The organism is Streptomyces sp. NPDC088116 (genome assembly GCF_044741745.1).
Taxonomy (GTDB): Bacteria; Actinomycetota; Actinomycetes; order Streptomycetales; family Streptomycetaceae; genus Streptomyces.
In genome coordinates this window covers 86694-107491 of the sequence record NZ_JBIUTF010000007.1, presented here as the reverse complement: position 1 = coordinate 107491, position 20798 = coordinate 86694, and the positions used below count along the sequence as shown (strand labels likewise).

The window sequence follows — 20798 nt, the reverse complement described above, 5'->3', positions numbered from 1 at the left end:
CCACGGCCGCTCAAGGGCGCCACGGACGCGCAGGCCGATGGCCCGTCAGGCCGATGGGCCCGTCACGCCGACGGACCCGTCGCCGACACGTCCCGCCCGGCCGCGGCATAGCTCTCCAGCCAGGCCGGGAACGCCGTCAGGTCCGGCAGGAGCACATCCGCGCCGGCCGCGCGCAGTTCCTCCTCGTCGCACGGCCCCGTCGGTACGGCGACGGAGAGCGCCCGAGCCGCGTGCGCCCCGCGCACATCGCCGACGTGGTCGCCCACGTACACCGCCGCGCCGTACTCGCGCAGCGCCACGCCCTTCGCCTCGGCCCACAGCGAGCCGACGACCACGTCCGGCTCCATACCGAGGTGGCTCAGGTGGAGCTTGGCGTTCGGCTCGTGCTTGGCGGTGACCACCAGCACGCGGCCACCGAGCCGCTGGACGGCGGCGACGGCCTCGCGGGCGCCGGGCAGAGCGCGCGTGGGCGTGATCGCGAATGTGGGATATATCTCCCGGTAGCGGTCGGCCATGTCCGCGATCCGGTCCTCGGGGAACCAGTGCACCAGCTCCTGTTCGAGCGGCGGACCCAGCCGGCCGATCGCGAGATCGGCATCGATGGGGACGCCGGTCTCGGCGGAGAGCGCCCGGTAGGCGGCGTGGATCCCGGGCCGGGAGTCGATCAGGGTCATGTCGAGGTCGAAGCCGACCGTGGGCGCGGAGCGATCCGTGGGAGAAACCATGGGGCCATTGTGGCTGGACCGTCGCGGCTGCTGATGTCCGGAACCAGGCGCTTAAACTTAGCCAATCCTAACCACCCATGATCTCCCGCCTGATTGGTGCCGATGCCAGCCGCCGCCCCCACGACCCGTAGCACGAGAAGCACCCGAGGCCCGGGAAGCACCGGGAGTACGAGGAGCCCCAAGGGCGTCCTGATCGCCCGCCGGGCCGGCTGGGTGGTGGCCGGTGTCGTCGCCGTACTGCTCGCGGTGCTGCTGAGCCTCGCGGTCGGGGCGCGCGCCGTCGCTCCCTCCGCCGTCGTGGACGCGCTGCTGCGCGGCGGGGGCGGCGACGACGCGGAGGTCATCCGCGACCTGCGGGTGCCGCGCACGCTGATCGGCCTGATGGTCGGGGCCGCGCTCGCCCTCGCGGGCACCGCGCTCCAGGGCATCACCCGCAATCCGATCGCCGACCCCGGCATCCTCGGCATCAGCCAGGGCGCCTCCGTCGGTGTCGTCCTGTCCATCGCCTTCGCCGGGGTGCACACCCTCACCGGGTACGTCTGGTACGCCTTCGCCGGCGCGGGTCTCGCCTCGGTCGCGGTGTACGCGATCGCCGCGCGCGGGCGCGGCGGCGCGACCCCCGTCAAACTCGCCCTCGGCGGCGCCGCGATCAACGCGCTGCTGGTGTCGGTGACGATGGCGGTACTGACGACGGACGCGGCGACCATGGACGAGTTCCGCTTCTGGCAGGTCGGTTCGATCGCGGGCCGGGATGCCCAAGTGGCCGGTCAGATCTGGCCGTTCCTGCTGGCGGGCACCGTGCTGGTGGTCTGTGTGGCCCGTGGTCTGGACGCGCTGGCGCTCGGCGAGGACGTGGCTAAGGGGCTGGGCCAGAACATCGCGGCCGTACGGATCCTGGGCGGCCTCGGCGCGACCGTACTGACCGGGGTGGGCGTCGCGGCGGCCGGTCCGATCGCCTTCGTCGGCCTGGCCGTTCCGCACATCGCCCGCGCGATCGTCGGCTCCGACCACCGCTGGGTGCTGCCGATGGCCGCGCTGATCGGGCCGGTCATGCTGCTCGTCTCCGATGTCGTCGGCCGGATCGTCTTCCCGCCGGGCGAGATCCCGGCGGGTGTGATGACGGCGCTGATCGGGGTGCCGTTCCTGGTCACCCTCGTACGCCGGAAGGCGGTGCCGGCATGACGACGGCCATCGAGTCTCCCGACGGCGCACGGCCCGCGGGCCGTGTACGCCCCGCGGGCTACACCCGCGTACGGATCGGCGGCGGCACGTTCCTGCTGCACCGGCGGGCGGCCGTCGTGGCGGCCGCGCTCACCGTCCTGATGGCCGCCGTGTGTGTCGCCTATCTGAGCGTGGGCGAGGGTTTCGTACCCCCGTCCGAGGTCGTGCGGGTGCTGAGCGGGCAGCCGTCGCCGGACGAACTCGTCGTCGGCACACTGCGGTTGCCGCGCATGGTGGTCGGGCTGCTGGTGGGCCTGGCGTTCGGGGTCGCGGGCGCGCTGATCCAGACGGTCGCCCGCAACCCGCTCGCCAGCCCGGACATCATCGGCATCAGCCAGGGCGCGGGCGCGCTCACGGTCGGTGCGATGACGTTCGGCGTCACCTCGTTCGCCGTCCTGCCGTACCTGTCCGTCGCCGGCGGTGTGCTGGCGGCGGCGCTGGTGTACGTCTTCGCCTGGCGCGGCGGGCTGCACGCCACCCGCTTCGTCCTCATCGGCATCGGGTTCGCGATCGCGCTGCGGTCCGTCACCACGCTGTTCCTGACGAAGGGCGACTATCTCGTCGCGCAGCAGGCACAGGTGTGGATGACGGGTTCGCTCAACGGCCGCGGCTGGGACGAGGCCGCGCCGCTCGGCTGGCTGCTGGTGGCGCTGCTGCCCGCGGCGCTGTGGGCGGCGTACGCGCAGCGGACGGTCTCGATGGACGACGACACGGCGACCGCGCTGGGGGTACGGCTCGGGCGCGTACGGCTCGGTCTGGTGCTGCTCGGCGTGGTGCTGGCCTCCGTCGCGACGGGCGCGGCCGGGCCGGTGGACTTCGTGGCGCTGCTGGCGCCGCAGATCGCGCGGCGGATGACCCGTACCGCGCAGATCCCGCTGCTGTGCTCGGCGTTGCTGGGCGCGGTGATCGTCGTGTCCGCCGACCTGCTGGCGCGCAGGCTGCTGTCGCCGACGGAGCTGCCGGTGGGAGTGCTGACGGCGGCGGTGGGCGCCCCGTATCTGATCTGGCTGATCGTCCGCGGCCGTACCGGCCGTCCGGGACGTACCGCAGGAGGCAACGCATGAGCAGGCTCACCGCGCGGGAACTGACGCTCGCGTACGACGACCACACGGTCGTCCACGAACTGGATCTGGCCGTCCCCGACGGGCGGGTGACCGTGATCGTCGGCCCGAACGCCTGCGGCAAGTCGACGACCCTGCGTGCGCTGGGGCGGCTGCTCAGGCCGAAGGGCGGGTCGGTGCTGCTGGACGGCACCGAGCTGGCGAAAATCCCGACGAAGCGGATCGCGCGGTCGATCGGCCTGCTGCCGCAGTCGCCGGCCGCCCCGGAGGCGATCACGGTCGCCGACCTCGTCTCGCGCGGCCGCCAGCCGCACCAGCGCTGGTGGCAGCAGTGGTCGGACGAGGACGAGCGCGCGGTGACGGACGCGATGACCCGTACGGACGTGACCGCGCTCGCCGACCGGCCGGTGGACGAACTGTCGGGCGGCCAGCGCCAGCGCGTCTGGATCGCGATGGCACTGGCGCAGGAGACCGACCTGCTGCTCCTGGACGAACCGACGACCTTCCTGGACATCGCCCACCAGGTGGAGGTCCTGGACCTGGTCCGCCGCCTCAACCACGAACAGGGCCGTACGGTCGTGATCGTCCTCCACGACCTGAACCAGGCGGCGCGCTACGCGGACCACCTGGTGGCGATGGAGTCGGGCCGCATCGTGGCGGAGGGACATCCGTCGGAGGTGGTGACGGCGGAGCTGGTACGTGAGGTGTTCGGCCTGGAGTCGGTGGTGGTCCCGGACCCGGTGACGGGCTCGCCACTGGTGGTGCCGGGGGCGCCGTACCGGCCGGGGCAGTCGGAGGCGGAGTCGGAGTCGGTGGCACCGGCGGCCGGGGCGTCGGTGCCGGGGGCGCCGTACCGGCCGGAGGCGGCGGCACCGGCGGCCGGGGCGTCGGAGGCGGGGTCCGTGGACCGGCGGGCCGAGCCGTAGCCGTGGACCGACGGGCCGAGCCGTAGCCAGGGCCCCAGCCTCAGCCCAGCCGCGCACCGGCCGACAGCCGTCTCTCGTACCGGAATTCCCGTGGCGCGGGCATTCCGGTACGAGAGACGGTCCAAGGCGCCGGCCCCGTCACCCCGCTCGCCTGCGGCGCGCTCGCCACACCAGGTAGAGCGCCGAGGTCACCGCCGCCGTGCGGAGCACCACCGGCCAGAGCCCCGACAGGGCGTCCGCCATGCCGTCCTTGGGGATGGCCTCGCCCCAGCGGCCGTCCAGACGGCCCCACAGCCAGACCAGGCCACCGGCGGCCGAGACCCCGGGCAGCCCGAAGACCGCCCATTTCGACTCGGCCGCGGAGAGGGTGCGGGAGGCGTACGCGAGGAGCCAGCCGCCGCCCAGGGCCAGCCAGGAGCCGATGACGGCCCCGACGACGAGCAGCGCGGCGGCCAGCAGCAGGAACGGATTGGCCGACCCGCCCGGCGCGGCCTTCTCCTTCGCCGCGCCGCGGCGCGCGAGAGCGCGGCGCCACAGGGCGCGTCGCTTCTCGCCGCCCGTCGGGGCCTCTTCTTCGGCGGCCTCGACCGCCTCCGGCTTCTTCTCGGCGCCCTCCGGGTCGTCCGGATCGTCCTCCGGCGGCGGTTTCAGTATCGCGGGGATCTCCACCCCGCCCACGAACCCCCGGGCGCCCGTCGCCGTATCGCCCGCCATGCCCAGCGGGCCCGGTTCGATCCGCCACCAGTCGGGCTGGCCGCCGGAGCCGGTGGACGGGCCCAGTTCGTCCATCCCGGCCAGGTGGGGCGGCGAGGCGGCGGGCAGGGCGGGGAACGACGGCGACGCGGAGGCCTGCTCCGGGATCAGAGACCCGCCGGACGCGCCCGATCTGTCGGACCTGCCGGACCCGCCTGACTTGCCGGACTTGCCCGGCCACCCCCGGGCGACCTTGGGTTCCCTGGCCGCCTTGGGTTCCCTGGCCGCCTTGGGCTGCTTGGGCTCCCTGGGGCCCTTCATCCACCGCGTCCGCTGTTCCGGTACCCCCGGCCCCGGGGGCTCCGGCGCCACGGGGGCCTGCGGTGACGCCGTACCCGTACCCGTACCCGTACCCGCGCCCGCATCCGTATCCCTGTCCGGGTGCGCGTCCGCGCTCATGCCGCCCGCGCTCGTGCCCGTATCCCCGTCGCCCGACGAAGCCGCCTGGACCACCGCGTCCGGCGACCCCAGCCGTCCCAGAATGCGGCGCACCGACGCCGGGTTGTCGCCGCCGGACTTCCCGCGCTGTCTGTCGATCTCGTTCCGCAGCGACGAGACCAGCCGCATCCGGTCCCCGGACGGCAGATGTTGCTGCTGGGCCACATCACCGACACGGCTCAGATAGTCGTAAACGAGCTGGTCGCTCTCGATCCCCACACGGTCCTCCGCACCCACGCGTACTACGGCACCCGCAGGCGATGGTGTCGGAGTCATCCCCCTACGTCCAGTACGAAGAGGCTGTCGGGAGAAGGCCGCCGCCGACCCCAGGGCCGAGGAGCGCGGGCAGAGCGCCCCTCAGGGGCTAACGTGGAACGGATGGGGACCCGCGAAGCCTGAGCAGGAGGCGCACGTGCCAGAAGGAACCGGCGGTACGCCACCGCGCACGCTCGCGGAGGCTCTGCGTACCCAGGGGGACGAGTCACTCGCCGCCCTGCTGCGCGCCCGCCCCGATCTGCTCAACCCCGTACCGGGTGACCTCTCCCAGCTCGCGACCCGCGCGGGCACCCGCGCGTCGGTCGTACGGGCGCTGGAGCGGCTCGACCGGTTCACGCTCCAGACGGCGGAGGCGCTGGCCGTCGCGCCGGAGCCCGCGCCGTACGACACGCTCCGCGCGCTGCTGACCGGCGACGAGGGCGACGCGCGGATCGAGGCGGCGCTGCCCGGCGCGGTCCGTACGCTCCGCGACCAGGCGCTGATCTGGGGCGGCGACGACCGGCTGAGGCTGGTCCGTACCGCCCGTGAACTCCTCGCCCCCTCCTCCACCCACCCCTCGCCGACCGGCCTCGGGCCGACCGTCGCCGAGGCCACCTCCGGCATGTCACCGGGCCGCCTCCAGGAGATCCTGACCGCGGCCTGGCTGCCCTCCACGCACGATCCGGTCTCCGCCGTCGCCTCGCTCACCGCGCTCTTCACCGACCGCACGCGCATGGCGGCCCTGCTCGACACCGCGCCGATGGACGCGCTGGCGGTCCTGGACCGGCTGGTGTGGGGGCCGCCGTACGGAGAGGTCACGTCCAGCCCGACGCCGCCCGTGCAGTGGCTGCGCGATCGGGGGCTGCTGCTGCCCGCGACGACCCGCACGGTCGTGCTGCCGCGCGAGGCCGCGCTGCATCTGCGCGCCGGGCGCGCGCACCGTACGCCGGAGCCCGTGGCCCCCGCCGTCACGCCCCGCGCGGACGGCGCGGGCTCCGGGGCCGGACCGGGGTTCGGTTCAGGGTCCGGGTCGGGGTCCGGCTCGGGGTCCGGCTCCGGGGCCGCGGGCCGTCCACAGGTTGTGGACAGCGCGGCCGCGGGCCAGGCGTACACCGCGCTCGCCACCATCGAGGAGCTGGCCAAGGACTGGAACGAGGGCGGCCCGAACGTCCTGCGCGCCGGCGGTCTGTCCGTACGCGACCTCAAGCGCACCGCCACCGCCCTGGAGGTCACCGAGCCGGTGGCCGCCTTCTGGGTCGAACTTGCCTACGCGGCAGGCCTGTTGGCGGCGGACGGCGAGACGGACGAGCGGTACGCGCCGACGCCCGCGTACGACGACTGGCAGGAACTCCCGCCCCCGGAGCGCTGGGCCCGCCTCGCCACGGCATGGCTGGCCGCCACGCGTACGGCGGGCCTGGTCGGCAGCCAGGACAGCAAGGGCCGGACGCTCGCCGTGCTCGGCCCCGACCTGGACCGCGGCCAGGCGCCCGAGGTGCGGCGGCGGATCCTCGACCTGCTCGCCACCCTCCCCGAGGGCACGGCCCCCGACCCCGAGTCGCTGCTGGCGCGGCTGCGCTGGGAACGCCCGCTGCGCGGCGCGTCGGCCGCCGGCCGGTCCGACGACCTGCGCGCGCGGCTGGCGGCCTGGACCCTGAACGAGGCGGAGATGCTGGGCATCACGGGCCGGGGCGCACTCGCGTCGCACGCCCGCGCACTGCTGGCACCGGCCTCCGGCGCGTTCGCATCGGACTCGGGCGCGCCCGAGTCCGACATGCACGCCGGTACGAGCTACCCCGCGCCGCCCGCCACCGCGGCCGAACTCGCCGCCGCGGGCCGGCGCGCCGCCCACGCGCTCGCGCCGTTCCTCCCCGAGCCCCTCGACCACGTCCTCCTCCAGGCCGACCTGACGGCCGTGGCGCCCGGTCCGCTGCTGCGGCACCTCGCCGAACTGCTGTCCATCGCCGCCGACGTCGAGTCGAAGGGCGGGGCGACGGTCTACCGCTTCACGCCCGCGTCGGTACGCCGTGCGCTGGACGCCGGGCAGTCGGCGTCCGACCTGCACGACTTCCTCAAGAACCACAGCCGTACGCCCGTCCCCCAGCCGCTCGCCTACCTCATCGACGACGTGGCCCGTAAGCACGGCCACCTCAGAGTCGGCTCCGCCTCGGCGTACGTACGCTGCGACGACGAGGCCGTACTGGACGAGATCCTCGCCGACAAGCGGTCCCAGGGCATGCGTATGCGCCGCCTCGCCCCGACCGTCCTGGCCGCGCACGCCGACCCGGCGGCGCTGCTGGAGGGCTTGCGCGGCATGGGGTTCGCGCCGGCGGCCGAGTCCGCCGAGGGCGACGTCCTGATCACCCGCGCCCACGCCCACCGCACACCGCCCAGGACCGCGCCGGCCCCTGTTCCGGACGGTCCGCCCGTGCCGGACGGGACGCTGCTCGGCGCCGCGGTACGGGCGATCCGGGCGGGAGACATGGCAGCCACGGCCGTCCGTAAACCGGTCCCGGAACCGTCCTCCCCCGCCTCCCGCTCGGCCGCGTCCCGCCGCGCCTCGGCGGCGGAGGCGGCCACGGCCGCGGCTTCCAGGGACGGCGCGCTGCCCCGTACGACCTCCGCCGAGACCCTCGCGACGGTCCAGGCCGCCGCGATGACCGGCTCCGCGGTCTGGATCGGCTACGTCAACGCCGACGGCGCGGCCAGCCAGCGCGTCATCGCACCGGTCCGGGTCGAGGGCGGCTTCGTCACGGCGTACGACCACACGGCGGACGAGGTCCGCACGTACCCCTTGCACCGCATCACGGGCGTGGCCGAACTGGCCGACGACCCGGCGTAGTGGGTTGCCGCCGGTGGAGGCCCCGCGACGGGAACTCGGATGCGGGTGCCGCACGGTCGGTCTAGGCTGCGCCCGCGGAGAGGGCGAGGCGCCGTACCGGCCGTCAACGGATCGGAGGCGCACAGGGATACCGCCGCGTTCCGCATCCGTTTCCTGCCGGGCCAGGAGCCGAAGTCCGGCCGGAACAGGGCGCAATTCGACCTGACGAGCGCCTCCCGGCAGGACCAGCGCCAGACGGTGTCCAGGGCGCTGGAACTCGGCGGGAAACACATCGACGTGGGCCAACTCCCGGAAGAGAGGCATGTGGTGCTGGCCGACCCCAACACATCTGACCACCAGTTCTGACCATATCCGCACGTCAACGCCAACGGAGGAGCCCCGCACGGCACTTGGCCGAACGGGGCTGTTTGCTGTCCGGTCATTCGCGGCGCGCGCTACGGGGTCAGGCCACGTTCAGCGCACGAACTTGACCGAGACGAACTGGTCGATGGTGCGGGAGTCACCCGGGTGCATCGTCACGGCACTGCCAGAACAGTTCCGGTGGGAGTACAGCACAGCGTCACGGTTGGTGTTGTTCTCCGTCAGCCCGCCCGCTCTCCCCACCGTGTAGCACTGCTGGTCCTGAGGGTTGTTCAAGAAGGCCTGATGGTTTCCGGGCTTCGTGTGATAGCTGAATGACCCTTGTGCCGCCTGAGCGTTGAGCGGGAACCCGACACCGAGCATCACCGCGGCACCCGCCGCAACCAGTGCCCTGCCGACGATCTTCATGCGTACCCCTTCCGTCACGGCCAACCGTTACGACCCGTGACTTTCCGTGTTCTCCGTGTTTGATGCGGGGGCATGGCGCCGATCACCCGGACGGAGCACGCAGAAGCCCCGCACGGCACTTGGCCGAACGGGGCGCCCATCGGGGTCCGGAACGAGGGTCCAGCCGATACCCCGTGTTCCTTGGGCGGGGCGGGCATGTAGCCGTACGGGGGCGACCGCCACCACGCCACCGAAGCGGCATCTTGCGGATTGCCGCCATGGCGCCGGTGACGCGGTCTTTGTGCTCTGCGACTCGACCTGAGCGGCGAACGCCGACATGAGCACAGCATCTTGCGATGACGCTTCGCCCACTTCGCGAGTTCGTGCATGTGCGCCATGGACCGGATAGCGCGGTCGGAACGCCACCAGACCAACGCGTCAAAGTCATCGGGGCGCGCGAGCCATCCGCTGAGCTGCGGACCGAAGGGGCCGAACGCGGACTCGGACGCGCTCACGTCCAGGTGGACGGCTTCGCGGAGTGCGTCACCCCCGGCGAATTCGACCCCGAGTGCTGCCGCCGCTGTGTCGTCGGCTTCGCGCTGCCGCTCGGGACTGGTGGTCTCGTCGGTGAGCACGGAGAGCCGCACGCACCGGCCACCCCGCAGGGTCTTGGTGCCCTGGTGTGGAGGTGTCAGACGATGACGGGGATGGTCTCGGACGGGTTGGTGGACCAGTTGGTGACGATGGGCTTGTCGACGGTGGCGGTGTCGGGGAGTTCGAGCTCGGCGGGGTTGGGGTCGTCCTCGGTGGTGGCGATGATGACGTTCCCGAACTCGGTGCCGCCATCGCTGTTGGTGGTCTTGGGGTTGATACCGGTGTATGCGACGGCGGAGCCGCTGAGCTTGATGGGGTCTTCGCCACCCTGTCCGACGGGGGAGGCGACGCCGTCGGCGCCGGAGCCGAAGGACACGCTCGGGGTGTTCACGTCCAGGTAGCAGGTGATACCGGACTTGGCCTTGGCGGTGACGCGGTAGTGGCCGCCGGCCTGGGACTCGTAGGTGACCGTGAAGTCCAGGTCGTTGGTGCCGCAGGACTGCCCGTAGCCGCTCTTCCCGCCGTCTTCGGAGCCGGCGGCCTTGCCGGTGGAGCTGCCGGCGTCGGAGCCGCTGGAACCGGAACCGCCGGTGGACGAGTTGCCGGCGGAGGAGCCTTCGCCGGAGGAACTGTCGCTGGAGGAGCCCTCGTTGGAGGAGCTGTCGCTGCCGGCGGAGGCGGCGGAGGTGGCCGCGGAGCTGCCGGTGGCCGCGGCGTCCTCGGGGCCGCAGGCGGTGGCGGTGGCGGCGAGGGCCGTCACGGCCGCGGCGGCCAGTACGAGACGGGCGGAACGGTTGGCGAGACGCGAGCGCATCATGATCTCCAGCGGCTGTCGGTTGCGGTGTTTCCTGCTGACACCGATGACACTAGGGCCGATTCGATCCTGAAATGATCCTATGAATGTCTTGGTTCTGTCTCAGCAATTTCGGTTCCAAAAGACGGCGTTGAATCGCACCAATCCCAGCTCAGGGGGCATGTCCGGGACCGGAACACACTCCCCGCGCCGCTGAACTGGTCGGTCTCTTGGAAGTGCTGCTGGACGACGAACCGGGCGCCGAAGACGGTGGCCGACGGCCCTCGCCCGGGGCCTCGCGGGTCACCGGCGGGAGGGGGCCGGGGGTGCAGGAGGTGCGTGTCCGGACACTGAAGCGTGATGTGTGGCGCACACCGGCCCGCACCCAGATACGAGACCCGCACGCGCCGTAAATCATGCCGTCCGGACATGCGCCTCCGGAGGCCCCGGCACCCGCACCCACCACACACCGCGCCGTCAGGGATTCAGCGACGCAGCCAAGCCGGCCGGTACTCCCCACCCAGCCGCGCAAAACGCCCGGCCGCCTTCGCCTTCGGCGTGGGCTTGGTCAACGACTTCGGCTTGGCCTTCGGCTTCGACTGCGGCTTCGACTGCGGCTTCGCCTTGGCCTTCGACGTCCGCTTCGGCTGCGCCCGGGACACCGGCTGCGCCTTCGCCTTCGGCTCCGGCGCGGCCCGTCCGGGCTCCGCGCCCGGCCCCCGCTCCGCCAGCGCGTGGAAGCGCCGCCCGATGATCCGCCCCAGCAGCACATACGCGATCAGCGCGCCGCTCGTGTTCAGGATCACGTCGTCCACATCGAAGGCACGCCCCTCGACCATCGCGCCCTGGGCCAGCTCCACCATCGCCATCACCAGCGCGGTCAGCAGCACGACCCGCACCATGCGCATCCTGCGCGGTACGAGCACGGGCAGGATCAGCCCGAACGGCGTTCCCATCAACACGTTGCCGCCGGCCTGCTTGCACGCGGCGAGGAAGCTGTAGTCCTCCGCGTACTGCCGCAGCGAACGCCCCGGCGTGAGGTTGGCCCCCGCGATCCCCGCGGAGGCCGGGGACGGTGTCAGGGTCAGTCCGGCCAGCACCGCCGAGAAGGCCGTCAGGGCGACGAAGGCCGCCGTCAATATGAGGATCCGCAGGACGGTCCGGCGCCATGGGACACCCGCCGGAGCCTGCTCGCGCCGCTCGGAACTTTGCGTTTCAGCCGTCATAGAACGCAGGTGCCCCGACCCCGCCCGGATACGCCGCAGAAGACGAACACGGGGCGACTTCGCCGTCGCGAGCCGGGACACGGCCTCGTACGGCGGACCGGAGCGGCCCCGCACAACGGACCGCACAACGGGCCGCACAACGGGCCGCACAACGCGCCAGGGCACGGCCTCACGGGCGGCTCGGAGAATCCCTTCTCCGAGCCGTCGCGCGATAGGCGACCATAGAAGGCGGCGCGCGTTCCCGGCGCGCCTGCCGGGACACCCTTCCGGCGTCGAGCACGGGCATGCCGCCGTGCCGTGACAGGTGAGGTTCCTGTCACGCGACGACCCTATTCCTGGAGGAATGTGTGTCCTGCCTGATCGTCCAGAGCGACAAGACGTTGCTGCTCGAAGTCGACCACGAGCAGGCCGACGCCTGCCGTCGCGCCATCGCGCCGTTCGCCGAGCTGGAGCGCGCCCCCGAGCACATCCACACCTACCGGCTCACCCCGCTCGGCCTGTGGAACGCCCGCGCCGCCGGGCACGACGCCGAGCAGGTGGTCGACGCGCTCGTGGAGTTCTCGCGGTATCCCGTGCCGCACGCCCTGCTCGTGGATGTCGCCGAGACGATGGCCCGTTACGGCCGGCTCACCCTCTCCAAGCACCCCGTCCACGGGCTCGTGCTGACCTGCACCGACCGTCCCGTCCTGGAGGAGATCCTCCGTTCCAAGAAGGTCCAGCCGCTGGTCGGGGCGCGGATCGACCCGGACACCGTCGCCGTGCACCCCTCCGAGCGGGGCCAGATCAAGCAGACGCTGCTCAAGCTGGGCTGGCCCGCCGAGGACCTCGCGGGGTACGTGGACGGCGAGGCGCACGCCATCGAGCTGGACGAGGCCGACTGGTCGCTGCGCCCATACCAGAAGCAGGCCGTCGAGGGGTTCTGGCACGGGGGGTCGGGCGTGGTCGTGCTGCCCTGTGGGGCGGGAAAGACGCTGGTCGGGGCCGGTGCGATGGCGCAGGCCAAGGCGACGACGCTGATCCTGGTGACCAATACGGTCTCGGCCCGCCAGTGGAAGCACGAGCTGGTGAAGCGTACGTCGCTGACCGAGGAGGAGATCGGCGAGTACAGCGGTACGCGCAAGGAGATCCGCCCGGTCACCATCGCCACGTACCAGGTGCTGACGACCCGCCGTAAGGGCATCTATCCGCACCTGGAGCTGTTCGACTCCCGCGACTGGGGCCTGGTCATCTACGACGAGGTGCATCTGCTGCCCGCGCCCGTCTTCAAGTTCACCGCCGATCTCCAGGCCCGGCGCCGGCTCGGGCTGACGGCGACGCTCGTACGGGAGGACGGTCGCGAGTCGGACGTCTTCTCGCTGATCGGGCCGAAGCGGTTCGACGCGCCGTGGAAGGAGATCGAGGCACAGGGCTACATCGCCCCGGCGGACTGTGTCGAGGTACGGGTCAACCTCACCGACAGCGAGCGTCTCGCGTACGCGACGGCCGAGGCGGAGGAGAAGTACCGCTTCTGCGCGACGACGGCGACCAAGCGGAAGGTGACGGAGGCGCTGGTACGGAAGCACCAGGGCCAGCAGACCCTGGTCATCGGCCAGTACATCGACCAGCTCGACGAACTCGGCGAACATCTGGACGCCCCGGTCATCAAGGGCGAGACGAGCAACGCGCAGCGCGAGAAGCTCTTCGACGCGTTCCGGCAGGGCGAGATCTCGGTGCTGGTCGTCTCGAAGGTCGCGAACTTCTCGATCGACCTGCCCGAGGCGACGGTCGCGATCCAGGTCTCGGGTACGTTCGGCTCCCGCCAGGAGGAGGCCCAGCGGCTGGGCCGGGTGCTGCGCCCGAAGGCGGACGGCCACGAGGCGCGCTTCTACTCGGTCGTCGCCCGCGACACCATCGACCAGGACTTCGCTGCGCACCGGCAGCGGTTCCTGGCGGAGCAGGGGTACGCGTACCGGATCGTGGACGCGGACGAACTGCTGGCGGACAGCTCCGAGGGCTGACGCGTCAGTCGGCGGACAGCTCCGACAGCTGAGGCCGAAGCCGGCGGGCGGCCAGGGCCTGTCCGGCGGTTGACGCCTCGGCCGGTGGGCGGCTGCCGCCCGTCCCCGCCCCTGCCGTCGTTCCCGCGCGTGTGCGCCACGCGGTGACGGCCAGCAGCCCCACCGCGGCCAGCGCGTACGGCGAAGCCAACGGCTGCTGCCACCAGGCCAGTCGCAGCTCCAGCGCGCCCCCGTGCGGTACGGCCCAGAAGCTGCGCGCCGTCCAGACCACCCCGACCGTGACGGCCGTACGGAACCTGGCCTCCGCGATCAGTACCGCCAGCAGCGGTACGCACCACACCCAGTGGTGCGACCAGCTGACCGGCGAGACGAGCAGCGCGGTCAGCGCGGCGGCCAGCACGCCCCAGGGCTCCGATCCGGCCCGTACGAAGGCCCTGCGGGCGGCCCACAGCCCGCAGACGGCCGTGACCAGGGCGGCGACGGCCCACACCGCGCCCGGGTCCGGGGTGTGCAGGACGCGTGCGAACAGCCCGCGCAGTGACTGGTTGTCGACGATCCACGTCTCACCGGCCCGGCCGGCCTCGAAGACGCGGCGCGTCCAGAACTCGCCGCTGGCCGCCGGGAGTACGAGCGCCCCGAGCAGCACGGTGCCGGTGAGGGAGGCGAGGGCGGTCAGCCCGGACCGTACGCGGCCGGTCAGCAGCAGGTACCCGATGAAGACGGCCGGGGTCAGCGTGACGCCTGCCGCGATACCGAGGGCGAAGCCCTTGCCGAGCGCGTGCTCGGGACGCGACAGGTCCCACAGGACGAGGCAGGCGAGGGCGAGGGTGACCTGCCCGAAGAGGACGGTCTGGAAGACGGGTTCGAGCCAGAGCCCGAAGGCGACGGCGACGGCGACGGCCACGGGGGCCAGGAGCGGCACGGGCCCGGCGAATGGTCCAGGGGGTCGTTCGGTCGGCCGTCCAGGCGACCGCCGTGCGTTCCGCTCGGCGGGCAGTCCGGCGAATCGCTGTGAGAGCCGTACGAACAGGGCCAGCAGCGCGGCGTTCCCGGCGACGAGGACCACCTTGAGAGCGCCGACGGGCAGCCAGGTGGTCGGTACGAAGAGGATGGCGGCGAACGGCGGGTGGGCGGCGGGCAGTTGGCGCCCGGTGACGGTGAACCCGTAGACGTCGGTTCCGTCGACGACGGCCGCGCCTTCCGCCCGGTAGACGAGCGCGTCGGCCGCTGGGATGCCCCGGGCGACGCAGAGGACGGCGAGGGCGGCGAGCGACAGGGCGAGTACACCCGCTGCGGTCAGTGAGCGGGGAGTCACGGTCCGGTAGGTCACGGCCGCGACCCTAGTGGATCGGGAAATCGGCGGATCGGGGATACGGCTCGGTGTGGCTGGGACGGACCGGCCCGAAGGGCCGCTCAGAGGTTCAGTGGCGCTTGATGCCCGCCTCCTCGCCGTACTCCCCGAGGACGGCGACGCTGAACGCGGCCGTGAAGAACACCGTGAGCGCGCGCAGCGCGTTGCCGACGGAGTGGGCGGAGGCGGCGGAGTGGGATGCGGAGCCCATGGCGGACGCGCCCGTACGGTGCGCGTCGTGCGGGGCGTGGGCCGGGGTGAAGGTCGCTGTGGTCATGTGTCCAGGATCGTTTCCGTACCTTGTGGGCACATCGCCCTGCGGTGTGAACCCGCTGTGAGCCGTCGTACATCTCGCGGCTCATGGCCGTCCCCTGGAAGGAGGAGGCGTCAGGGAGAGGCAGGGGGAGGCAGGGGAGAAGAGGGACGACGGCGAGGACGGCGAGGACGGCGAGGACGGCGAAACTCATTCGCCTGTTCATCACCTACTGGCTACAATCTCCCACCTTGCCCGCCTCCCTGGACGAGTCATTCCGAAGTCCTGCGGAGCGCCGCCGTCCGGACGGAAACCGGACGGCCGACCGTCATGACCTGATCCACGCCGCCCGGACACCGCCGCCCGTCGCCCGACGGGGTGCGGCCCGTCGGCCTGTGTACAGCCAGTCCCGGAGGCAACACCGTGCCCGCGCACGCCCCTGAACCCGACACGACGACCGCCCCGACCACCACGGCCGACGGCACCGACCCCGATCCGCTCGCGCGCGAGCGCGCCCACCTCGGCGCTTCCCGCTCCGCCCTGCGCGCCATGCGCGAGGACGTCCAGGCGCTCGACATCCGCGATGTCACCGCGAACTGGGTCAACGCCGCCGTACTGGAGGCCCAGATCGAGGAGCGTGTGAAGGCGCTCGCCGATCTCTCCCACACCCCGCTCTTCTTCGGCCGCCTCGACTACCTGCACCGTGTGGGCGGCGCGGAGGCCGAGGGCGCCGAGGGCGAGCGCTTCTACATCGGCCGGCGCCATGTCCATGACGCCGATGGCGATCCCATGGTCATCGACTGGCGCGCGCCCGTCTCGCAGCCGTTCTACCGGGCCTCGAAGTCGGATCCGCTGGACGTCGGCCTGCGCAGGCGCTTCGGCTACACGGCCGGTGACCTCACCGCGTACGAGGACGAGCACCTCTCCGACCCCGCCGAGGCCGAGCGGTCCAGCAAGCTGCTCCAGGCCGAGATCGAACGCCCTCGCGTCGGCCCCATGCGGGACATCGTCGCGACGATCCAGCCCGAGCAGGACGAGATCGTACGGAGCGACCTCGGCGGGACGGTCTGCGTGCAGGGCGGTCCCGGCACCGGTAAGACCGCCGTCGGCCTGCACCGGGTCGCGTATCTGCTGTACGCGCACCGCGACCGGCTGGCGCGTACCGGCACCCTGGTCATCGGACCGAACGCGTCCTTCCTCCACTACATCGAGCAAGTCCTGCCGACCCTGGGTGAGTTGGAGGTCAAGCAGTCCACGGTGGACGACCTCGTCGCCTCGGTGGAGGTGCGGGGGACGGACCCCGTGCCCGCCGCCGTCATCAAGGGCGACGCCCGTATGGCGGAGGTGCTGCGGCGGGCCGTGCGGGCGCATGTGACGCTGCCGACCGAGCCGGTGGTGGTCGTACGGGGCTCGCGCCGCTGGCGGGTTCCGGCGTACGAACTCGAAGAGATGGTCCGGCAGTTGCTGGCGCGGGACATGCGCTACGGCGCCGCGCGCGAGGCCCTGCCGCAGCGCATCGCGCACGCCGTCCTGGTACGGATGGAGGAGGCCGGCGAGGCGCCCGACGACCGGGTGCAGGACGCGGTGGCGCGCAACGCGGCGGTGAAGGCGGCCGTGAAGTCCGTGTGGCCGCCGGTCGATCCGGCGAAACTGGTGCTGCGGCTGCTCTCCGACGCGGAGTTCCTGGCCACGCACGCGGAGGGCCTGCTGACGCCCGACGAGCAGGCGACGATCCTGTGGGCGAAGCCGGCCCGGAGCGTGAGATCGGTGAAATGGTCGCCGGCGGACGCGGTTCTGATCGACGAGGCGGGTGATCTGGTCGCCCGTACGCACTCCCTGGGGCATGTGGTGCTCGACGAGGCCCAGGACCTGTCCCCCATGCAGTACCGCGCGGTCGGCCGCCGCTGCTCGACCGGTTCGGCGACGGTGCTGGGCGACCTGGCGCAGGGGACGACGCCCTGGGCGACGTCGAGTTGGGCTCAGGCGCTGCGGCACCTGGGGAAGTCGGACGCGCTGGTGGAGGAGTTGACGGCGGGCTTCCGCGTGCCGCGCGAGGTGATCGCGTACGCGTCGAGGCTACTGCCGTCGATCTCTCCGGGGCTGGCGGAGGTGGCGTCGGTACGGGAGTCGCCGGGCTCGCTGGAGGTACGGGAAACAGTCTCCCCGGACGGAACCGCCGCGCTGGACGATGCGGTGGTGGCGGCGTGCGCGGAATCCCTGGCGCACGAGGGCTCGATCGGCCTGATCGCGGCGGACGCCAGGATCCCGGCCCTGGCGCAGGCGCTGACGGCGGCGGGGATGCCGCACCTCTCCCCCGGCCAGGAGACGACGGCCGCGTCCCGGCTGACGCTGGTCCCCGCGTCGCTGGCGAAGGGCTTGGAGTACGACTACGTGGTCCTGGACGAACCGGCGGCGGTGGTGTCCGGCGAACCGGACGAACGGACGGGCCTTCGGCGCCTGTACGTGGCCCTCACCCGGGCGGTCTCGGGTCTGATCGTGCTGCACTCGGCGCCGCTGCCGCGGGCGTTGGGGGACGACGCCACCGCGGACCCGCTCGGCTGAGCCTTCGGCGCGCACCCCTACAACGCGCCTCCCAACGCGCCTCCGGCTTCCGAGGGCGGGTGCGGGGTCCAGTCGGCGGCGTGGGCTGCCGCGAAGTCGGCGAAGGACCGTGGCGGGCGGCCGGTGACCTCTTCGACCGTAGGGGTGACGCGGTCCTCGGCCCCCTCCGCGATGGCCCGGTCCAGGCCGGCCAGCAGCGCCGCGAACTCCGCGGGGATGCCGACGGCGAGGCGGTCGCGCATCTGCTCGTAGGTGAGCGGCCGGTGGCGCACGGGCCTGCCGGTGACGTGGCCGACCGTGGCGGCGACCTCGGCGTAACTCAGCGCCTGCGGGCCGGTGATCACCAGGTCGGTGTTGGGCGCCGTCTCGTCGGTGAGGGCGTGTACGGCGACGGCGGCGATGTCGTCCGCGTCGATGAACCCCACGCGGCCTTCGTCGGTCGCGGTCATGATGACGTCGTCGCGCCGGATGGTGTCCGCGTGCTGCCGGGGGCCGGTGAAGTTCTGCATGAACCACGACGGCCGCAGCACCGCCCACTCGCCGGGCATTCCGGCGAGGGCTTCGTGCACCTGGCCGACGGCGGGTCCCCCGGCGGGGATCGCCGAGCTGCTCAGGAGAACCACCCGCCGCACACCGGTCGCACGGGCCCGCGCCAGGAAGGGCAGCATGACGGCGGCGGGGTCGGTGGCACCGATCGGCGGTACGAGGTAGATCCGGTCCGTGCCGCGCAGGGCGCCGTCGAAGGTGGCCGGGTCGTCCCAGTCGAAGCGCACGGGCCGGACGGCGTTCTGCGCGCTGTCCCGTAGGCCGTCGTCCTGCGCGCTGTCCCGTAGGCCGTCGTCCTGTGCGGTGGCGGGGTGACGCGTGGCGGTCTCGGCACGGTGGCGGGTGGCGGCCTTGACGGTGTGTCCGAGCGCGGCGAGCCGGGCCGCGACGCGACTGCCGGTGTTGCCCGTGGCTCCGGTGACCAGAACGGTGGCCTTGTGGTCGGTCATCTTCCCTTTCCCTCTCCCCTGCTCCGACTGATCCGCTTTCACGTTCACGCCGTGGACGACGATTTGGCCTCGTCCACGGAGGCCGGGACCCCGAGCGGATTCCAGTAGTCGCGGTAGTGCGTGATGCGTCCGTCCTTGACCGTCACCACGGCGATGTACGACATCTCGTACGGCGCGTCCGTGGCCACGATCCGGCCCGTGGTGCGCATCTCGGCCACGATCGTCTCCGGGTTGTCGGTGCGGTGGATCTCCAGGTACGGGACCTGCTGGAGGTCGACGTGATCGGGGTAGTCCGCCATGTAGTCGGCGATCGCCGCCCTGCCCTCCACCCTCCGGGGGAAGCCCCTCGGGGCGAAGGGGAACTCGATGACCCCGTTGTCGTCCCACAGGGCGACCCAGCCGTCGATGTCCTTGTCCACCAGCAGCCGCATTCCGTGGCGGTACAGGTCCGCCGGTGCCAGACGTTCTTCGGTCGTCGTCATCAGGGTGCTCCGTGTCTCGGCGGTTCCAGGCCCTACAATGTGGACCGTCGGTCCGTTTGAATATATGGACCGGCGGTCCACTTCGCAACAGCGCCGGTGAGTGATCCATGACCAGGGAGAGCCCATGACCGAGCACAGGGAGCGCAAGGAGCGCAAGGAGCGCGCGGAGCCCAAGGAACGCAAGGAGCGCGCTGACGCGCTGCGCAACCGCGAGGCCGTCCTGACGGCTGCCGACGATCTCTTCGCCCGCGGTGACAGCCCCCGGAGCGTCTCCATGGACGACATCGCGGCGGCGGCCGGCGTCGGCAAGGGCACGCTCTTCCGCCGGTTCGGCGACCGCACCGGCCTGATCCGCGCGGTCTTCGAGACCCGGATCGAGCCCCTGCGCCGGGCCATCGAGACCGGACCGGAACCGCTCGGCCCGGACACCCCGCCGCGGAGGCGCGTACCGGCCCTGCTCGACGCCGTACTGCGCTTCAAGCTCGACAACCGCCACCTCTCCCTGGCCCTGGAGGAGGCGGGCAGCGGCAGCCCGTACCAGGCGGCGCACTACGCGTGGTGGCACGGCACCCTGCGGGACACACTGGGCCGCGTACCGGGCCTGGCCGACAGCGACTTCACCGCGCACGCCCTGCTGGCCGCCACCCGCGCGGACCTCGTGGAACACCTCACCGACCCCGGCCTCGGGGGCATGACGCCCGAGGACATGAGGGCGCGGCTGGCGGATTTCGCGGCCAGGGTCCTGGGCGGGGAGCCGGCCTGACTCAGGCGTCGAGCGCCTCGCGCCACTCCCGTACCGCCCCCACCGAAACCGCCCCTTCCCAGCCCCTCACCCTGGCCGCGCCCCCGATGTGGAACCCGTCCACCCCTGCCGCCAGCAGCCTCGGCAGGTGGTCCAGCCGGAGGCCACCGCCGACGAGCATCCGCGGCCCGTAGCCCGCCTCGCCCTGGTCGGCCGCCGCCGCTTCCCTCAGCAGCGTCGGCATGCCGTCGTCCACGCCCGCCGCCGATCCCGCCGTGAGGTACGTGTCCAGCCCCGGCAGGTCCGCGAGCCGCTTGCGCAGTGCGCCCCGGTCGGCCGCGCGGTCGATCGCCCGGTGGAAGGTCCACCGGCAGCCGTCCAGCTCCGCGATCAGCCGTTCCACCGTCACCAGGTCCGGCGTCCCGTCCGCGTCGAGGAAACCGAACACGAACTCGTCCGCGCCCTCGGCCCGCATCCCCCGCGCCGCGCCCACCAGGGCGTCCACCCCGCCGGACCCGTCCACCGTGAATCCGTCCGACAGCCGCAGCATCACTCGCAGCGGAATGTCCACGGCGGTACGGATCTTCGCGAAGGTCTCGCGGGACGGGGTCAGTCCGTCCGCCGCCATGTCGGTGACCAGCTCAAGACGGTCAGCGCCACCACTGCGGGCGGCGATCGCGTCCTCCGCGTCGAGAGCGATCACCTCCAGGACTGCACGCTTGCTCATGGGACCTCATTCATCGAGTACAGGTCTAGTCCAATATTCAAGCCTACGGGGACACCGCGAGCCCGGCAATGAGGCACCGCGCCGCCCCCACCCGCACCCCTCCAGGAGCCA

General features: G+C 72.4%; 17 protein-coding genes and 2 pseudogenes. 8 read left to right on the top strand and 11 right to left on the bottom strand.

Features of this window, described 5'->3' with window-relative positions:
- Nucleotides 1-62: 62 nt before the first annotated feature.
- Nucleotides 63-725, bottom strand: coding sequence for an HAD family hydrolase (locus ACIOJD_RS26780; RefSeq protein WP_401918190.1), 663 nt, complete (start codon nt 723-725; stop codon nt 63-65).
- A 102-nt stretch (nt 726-827) separates the two neighbouring features.
- Between ACIOJD_RS26780 and ACIOJD_RS26775 the strand changes: the two genes are divergently transcribed.
- From ACIOJD_RS26775 to ACIOJD_RS26765, 3 genes are read left to right on the top strand one after another with little or no spacing between them, the layout of a single operon-like run.
- Nucleotides 828-1907, top strand: a complete 1080-nt coding sequence (locus ACIOJD_RS26775) for a FecCD family ABC transporter permease (RefSeq protein WP_401918188.1) — start codon at nt 828-830, stop codon at nt 1905-1907.
- A complete protein-coding gene (locus tag ACIOJD_RS26770; protein ID WP_401918186.1) occupies nt 1904-3010 on the top strand; it encodes a FecCD family ABC transporter permease in 1107 nt (368 codons plus the stop codon). The genes ACIOJD_RS26775 and ACIOJD_RS26770 overlap by 4 nt, the downstream gene beginning before the upstream one ends.
- Entirely contained in the window at nt 3007-3933 is a 927-nt protein-coding gene (locus ACIOJD_RS26765) for an ABC transporter ATP-binding protein (protein ID WP_401918184.1), read from the top strand. The genes ACIOJD_RS26770 and ACIOJD_RS26765 overlap by 4 nt, the downstream gene beginning before the upstream one ends.
- A gap of 138 nt (nt 3934-4071) precedes the next feature.
- Here the strand turns inward: ACIOJD_RS26765 and ACIOJD_RS26760 are convergent, their stop codons facing one another.
- Nucleotides 4072-5343 (bottom strand): hypothetical protein, encoded by a 1272-nt coding sequence (locus tag ACIOJD_RS26760; RefSeq protein ID WP_401918182.1) that lies wholly within the window; start codon nt 5341-5343, stop codon nt 4072-4074.
- A 193-nt stretch (nt 5344-5536) separates the two neighbouring features.
- Between ACIOJD_RS26760 and ACIOJD_RS26755 the strand changes: the two genes are divergently transcribed.
- Both ACIOJD_RS26755 and ACIOJD_RS26750 read left to right on the top strand, forming a co-directional pair.
- Nucleotides 5537-8218: a helicase C-terminal domain-containing protein gene (locus ACIOJD_RS26755; protein ID WP_401918181.1), complete on the top strand. Its 2682-nt coding sequence runs from the start codon at nt 5537-5539 to the stop codon at nt 8216-8218.
- 126 nt (nt 8219-8344) lie between these two features.
- Nucleotides 8345-8551 (top strand): annotated as a pseudogene (locus tag ACIOJD_RS26750) (VOC family protein); the annotation flags it as partial.
- A gap of 120 nt (nt 8552-8671) precedes the next feature.
- Here ACIOJD_RS26750 and ACIOJD_RS26745 read toward each other — a convergent pair.
- The 4 genes and pseudogenes from ACIOJD_RS26745 to ACIOJD_RS26730 form a co-directional block, all read right to left on the bottom strand.
- Nucleotides 8672-8986 carry a hypothetical protein gene (locus ACIOJD_RS26745; RefSeq protein ID WP_401918179.1) on the bottom strand — a complete coding sequence of 105 codons (315 nt, stop codon included), beginning with the start codon at nt 8984-8986 and terminating at the stop codon, nt 8672-8674.
- A 138-nt stretch (nt 8987-9124) separates the two neighbouring features.
- Nucleotides 9125-9660: pseudogene (locus ACIOJD_RS26740) on the bottom strand (recombinase family protein); the annotation flags it as partial.
- Nucleotides 9657-10373, bottom strand: a complete 717-nt coding sequence (locus ACIOJD_RS26735) for a hypothetical protein (RefSeq protein WP_401918827.1) — start codon at nt 10371-10373, stop codon at nt 9657-9659. The gene ACIOJD_RS26735 and the pseudogene ACIOJD_RS26740, both read right to left, overlap by 4 nt.
- A gap of 464 nt (nt 10374-10837) precedes the next feature.
- The gene (locus tag ACIOJD_RS26730) at nt 10838-11578 is read right to left on the bottom strand and encodes a VanZ family protein (RefSeq protein ID WP_401918177.1); all 741 of its coding nucleotides are present in this window, start codon (nt 11576-11578) and stop codon (nt 10838-10840) included.
- Between the two features lie 347 nt (nt 11579-11925).
- On the opposite strand from ACIOJD_RS26730, the gene ACIOJD_RS26725 reads away from it, so the two are divergent.
- The gene (locus ACIOJD_RS26725) at nt 11926-13575 is read left to right on the top strand and encodes a DNA repair helicase XPB (protein WP_401918176.1); all 1650 of its coding nucleotides are present in this window, start codon (nt 11926-11928) and stop codon (nt 13573-13575) included.
- Between the two features lie 4 nt (nt 13576-13579).
- Here ACIOJD_RS26725 and ACIOJD_RS26720 read toward each other — a convergent pair whose 3' ends face one another.
- Nucleotides 13580-14905 carry a glycosyltransferase 87 family protein gene (locus tag ACIOJD_RS26720; RefSeq protein ID WP_401918175.1) on the bottom strand — a complete coding sequence of 442 codons (1326 nt, stop codon included), beginning with the start codon at nt 14903-14905 and terminating at the stop codon, nt 13580-13582.
- A gap of 91 nt (nt 14906-14996) precedes the next feature.
- Nucleotides 14997-15203, bottom strand: a complete 207-nt coding sequence (locus ACIOJD_RS26715) for a hypothetical protein (RefSeq protein WP_401918173.1) — start codon at nt 15201-15203, stop codon at nt 14997-14999.
- Nucleotides 15204-15602: 399 nt separating this feature from the next.
- Between ACIOJD_RS26715 and ACIOJD_RS26710 the strand changes: the two genes are divergently transcribed.
- Nucleotides 15603-17741, top strand: a complete 2139-nt coding sequence (locus ACIOJD_RS26710; protein WP_401918171.1) for a HelD family protein — start codon at nt 15603-15605, stop codon at nt 17739-17741.
- Between the two features lie 17 nt (nt 17742-17758).
- On the opposite strand, the gene ACIOJD_RS26705 is transcribed toward ACIOJD_RS26710, so the two are convergent.
- On the bottom strand, nt 17759-18736 hold the full coding sequence (locus ACIOJD_RS26705; protein WP_401918170.1) for an NmrA family NAD(P)-binding protein: 978 nt from the start codon (nt 18734-18736) through the stop codon (nt 17759-17761).
- Between the two features lie 44 nt (nt 18737-18780).
- Nucleotides 18781-19218 (bottom strand): nuclear transport factor 2 family protein, encoded by a 438-nt coding sequence (locus ACIOJD_RS26700; protein WP_401918169.1) that lies wholly within the window; start codon nt 19216-19218, stop codon nt 18781-18783.
- A gap of 124 nt (nt 19219-19342) precedes the next feature.
- Between ACIOJD_RS26700 and ACIOJD_RS26695 the strand changes: the two genes are divergently transcribed.
- Entirely contained in the window at nt 19343-19981 is a 639-nt protein-coding gene (locus tag ACIOJD_RS26695; RefSeq protein WP_401918167.1) for a TetR family transcriptional regulator, read from the top strand.
- A 1-nt stretch (nt 19982) separates the two neighbouring features.
- On the opposite strand, the gene ACIOJD_RS26690 is transcribed toward ACIOJD_RS26695, so the two are convergent.
- Nucleotides 19983-20687, bottom strand: coding sequence for a copper homeostasis protein CutC (locus tag ACIOJD_RS26690; RefSeq protein ID WP_401918166.1), 705 nt, complete (start codon nt 20685-20687; stop codon nt 19983-19985).
- Between the last annotated feature and the right edge of the window lie 111 nt (nt 20688-20798).

Excerpts from the sequence above, each read along its gene's own strand:
- ACIOJD_RS26780 (WP_401918190.1), bottom strand. The coding sequence starts at position 725 with ATGGTTTCTCCCACGGATCGCTCCGCGCCCACGGTCGGCTTCGACCTC.
- ACIOJD_RS26775 (WP_401918188.1), top strand. The coding sequence starts at position 828 with ATGCCAGCCGCCGCCCCCACGACCCGTAGCACGAGAAGCACCCGAGGC.
- ACIOJD_RS26770 (WP_401918186.1), top strand. The coding sequence starts at position 1,904 with ATGACGACGGCCATCGAGTCTCCCGACGGCGCACGGCCCGCGGGCCGT.
- ACIOJD_RS26765 (WP_401918184.1), top strand. The coding sequence starts at position 3,007 with ATGAGCAGGCTCACCGCGCGGGAACTGACGCTCGCGTACGACGACCAC.
- ACIOJD_RS26745 (WP_401918179.1), bottom strand. The coding sequence starts at position 8,986 with ATGAAGATCGTCGGCAGGGCACTGGTTGCGGCGGGTGCCGCGGTGATG.
- ACIOJD_RS26735 (WP_401918827.1), bottom strand. The coding sequence starts at position 10,373 with ATGCGCTCGCGTCTCGCCAACCGTTCCGCCCGTCTCGTACTGGCCGCC.
- ACIOJD_RS26730 (WP_401918177.1), bottom strand. The coding sequence starts at position 11,578 with ATGACGGCTGAAACGCAAAGTTCCGAGCGGCGCGAGCAGGCTCCGGCG.
- ACIOJD_RS26715 (WP_401918173.1), bottom strand. The coding sequence starts at position 15,203 with ATGACCACAGCGACCTTCACCCCGGCCCACGCCCCGCACGACGCGCAC.
- ACIOJD_RS26705 (WP_401918170.1), bottom strand. The coding sequence starts at position 18,736 with ATGACCGACCACAAGGCCACCGTTCTGGTCACCGGAGCCACGGGCAAC.
- ACIOJD_RS26700 (WP_401918169.1), bottom strand. The coding sequence starts at position 19,218 with ATGACGACGACCGAAGAACGTCTGGCACCGGCGGACCTGTACCGCCAC.
- ACIOJD_RS26695 (WP_401918167.1), top strand. The coding sequence starts at position 19,343 with ATGACCGAGCACAGGGAGCGCAAGGAGCGCAAGGAGCGCGCGGAGCCC.
- ACIOJD_RS26690 (WP_401918166.1), bottom strand. The coding sequence starts at position 20,687 with ATGAGCAAGCGTGCAGTCCTGGAGGTGATCGCTCTCGACGCGGAGGAC.